Raw genomic sequence first — 2,901 nt, forward strand, 5'->3', positions numbered from 1 at the left:
CGGGAGCACTTGGTGGGCGCGTCGCACGCCCCCGGTGACCGTACGCGCCCACCGACCCCCGAACCCGGCCACCACGGCGCACTGTCCGTGACCACTCCCCCGCCTGGTGCCGCAGGACCCTCCCCGGCCTTCGGATCCGGCCCGATGCGCTTGTCTGATGCTCACACTGACTGGGCATCACCCTCCACGGACCGTGTCCCGGCACCCCGCTGCCTGCGTCGGCCGGAGCCCCGGGACCAGGGAGGGAGCACCCCAGTGCCCACGTACGACTTCACCCGCCGCGCCCGCCGGCCGTCCGACCCGGACGTCGTCGTGGTCGGCGCCGGACTCGCGGGCCTGGCCGCCGCCCGCGCGCTCACCGGCCACGGCCTCACCGTTCAGGTCCTGGAGACCACCGACCGGATCGGTGGCCGGATGGCCACCCGCGAGCAGGACGGATTCCGGCTCGACGACGGCAGTCACCTGTTGAACACCGCCTTCCCCGAGCTGCGCCGCACGCTCGACCTCGACCGCCTCGACCTGCGCCAGCTCGCGCCTGGCGTGCTGGTGCACAGCGCCGGCCGCCGCTACCGCGCCGGGGACCCCCAGCTCACCGTCGCCCGGCAGGCCGCCGCCCGGGCCCCGCTCGGCAGCCCGCTGGACAAGGCCCGGCTGGCGGGCCGGCTCGGCCGGCTCGCCGCCACCCCGGTCGGCCGGCTCCAGGCCCGTCCGGAGACCACCGCCGCCCGCGCACTGGCCGGCCACGGCCTGGCCCAGCGCACCGTGGACGGCTTCCTGCGACCGCTGCTCAGCGCCCTGCTCTCCGATCCGGCGCTCGGGACCAGCAGCCGGGTCGCCGACCTGGTGCTGCGCTCGTACGCGCGTGGGCGGCTCTGTCTGCCCGCCGCCGGGATCGCGGCGGTGCCGGCCCAACTGGCCGCCGCCCTCCCCGCCGGCACCGTCCGCACCCGGGTGCGGGTCACCTCGATCGCCGCGGACGGCGTGGAGACCGCCGCGCACGGGCGGATCGGCGCCCAGGCCGTCATCGTCGCCACCGACGCCCGCTCCGCCGCCGAACTGCTGCCCGGGCTGCGGCTACCGGACTTCCACCCCGTCACGACCTTCTACCACGCCGCCGACGCCGCCCCGCTGGGCGAGGCCGTCCTGCTGCTCGACGGCGACCGGCCGAACGGGCACCCGCCGCTGGTCTCGCACTCACTGGTGCTCAGCGAGCTGCACCCGTCCTACGCCCCGGCCGGCCAGTCACTGATCGCCACCACCGTGCTCGGGCGGCGCGCCTTCGATGTGGGCGGCCCGGCCGGTCTGGAACCGGCCGTCCGGGCCCGGCTGGCCGAGCTGTACGGCGGCTCGACGTCGGGCTGGCAGTTCCTCGGCGTGCGGCACGTCCCGGACGCGCTGCCCGCGATGCCGCCGCCGCACAACCCCCGCCGCCCGGTGCGGCTGCTGGCCGGGCTGTACGTCGCCGGGGACCACCGGGACACCAGCACCGTGCAGGGCGCGCTGGTCTCCGGGCGGCGGGCGGCACAGGCGGTGCTGGGCGACCTCGGTGTCCCCGCCGACGCCCGGGAGGCGGAGGCGGCGGCCTGACGGCCCGGCCCGCGCCCGCGCCCAGGCACAGGCGCGGGCACGGCGAGCGGCATCGGCAGGCTCCTCGGCTCCGGCGGGCGTCGCGGCGCCCTGCCGGAACGGCGGGCACCGCGTGGCCGGTGCCCGTGTTCCTGCCGCCGTTCCCGGCCGTTCCCGGCCGTCCGCGGGCCGCTCAGCGCCGGTGACGGCCGCCGCGGAACGGCCGGAGGTCCGGGCCGGGGCCGCTGGGCCCGGATCTCCGTGCGCCGGGTGCGTGGGGCGGGCCCCACCCGTCCTTCGGTCAGATCACCCCCGCCTGCCGGGCCGTCTCCTCGAAGGCGCGGGCCACCGGGCTGCCGCGGTAGGGGGTGAGGCGGCGGTGGAAGTCCCGGACGTACTCCAGCGAGCGGGCCGAGCGCATCTCCCCCGCCGCCCGCAGCGCGTCGGTGGCCATGGTGCAGGCCTCGTCGAGGTCCCCCATGCCGAGCCGGGCGGTGGCCAGCACCAGACGGCAGAAGATCCGGCTGCGGGCGTAGGCGGGCGAACGCAGCCGCAGCGACTTCTCGGCGTGCTGCGCGGCCGTCCGCCACTGCTGGAGGTCGCGGTAGCAGTGGGCGAACTCGTCGGAGAGCTGGGCCTCGTCGAAGTACCGCGCCCAGGAGGGCAGTTCGTCGCCCGTCCGGGCCGCCGCCAGGGAGCGCTCGGCGCGCACCAGGGCGGTGGTGCAGGACCGGACGTCACCCAGCAGCCCGTGCCCGCGCGCCTCGGCGGCGTGCATCAGCGACTGGACGACCGGCGGCACGGCGGTGCCCACGCCCTGCTGGGCGACCCGGGCGAGCTGGACCGCCTCCCGGCCGTGGCCCAGGTGGACGGCCTGCTGGCTCATCGTCACCAGCACGTAGCCGCCGAGCGCGCGGTCCCCGGCGGCCTGGGAGAGGCGCAGCGCCTGGACGAAGTAGCGCTGGGCGAGGCCGTGCGCGGCGATGTCGAAGGACGTCCAGCCGGCCAGCCTGGTGAGGTCGGCGACCGCGCCGAACAGGGCCCGGCCGATCTGTTCCCCGTAGCGGCCGCGCAGCATCGGCTCGGCCTCGCTCTCCAGGTAGCGGACCAGCGCCTGGCGGGCGTGGCCGCCGCCGTAGGCGTGGTCGAGCGCGCGGAAGAGGTCGCCGACGGCGCGGATGGCGGCGATGTCGCCGCGGCCGACCCGCAGGGTGGGGCGGGACTCGCGGGCCGGGTCGGTGTACGGCGGTTCGACGGCGACCGGCGGCCGGCGGCTCTGGATCGGCACCCGGCCGATGGTGGGGGCGGTGCCGGTGGTCCCGGCCGTGCTGCGGG

1 protein-coding gene and 1 pseudogene are annotated in these 2,901 nt (G+C 77.8%); one reads left to right on the forward strand and one right to left on the reverse strand.

What is annotated here, in order from left to right:
* Positions 1-255 precede the first annotated feature (255 nt).
* Positions 256-1,587 carry an FAD-dependent oxidoreductase gene (locus tag ACIQOV_RS35555; RefSeq protein WP_401054957.1) on the forward strand — a complete coding sequence of 444 codons (1,332 nt, stop codon included), beginning with the start codon at positions 256-258 and terminating at the stop codon, positions 1,585-1,587.
* A gap of 280 nt (positions 1,588-1,867) precedes the next feature.
* On the opposite strand, the pseudogene ACIQOV_RS35560 reads toward ACIQOV_RS35555, so the two are convergent.
* Positions 1,868-2,901 (reverse strand): annotated as a pseudogene (locus tag ACIQOV_RS35560) (regulator); the annotation flags it as partial.

Source organism: Kitasatospora sp. NPDC091257, assembly GCF_044757675.1.
Lineage (GTDB): Bacteria > Actinomycetota > Actinomycetes > Streptomycetales > Streptomycetaceae > Kitasatospora > Kitasatospora lactacystinica.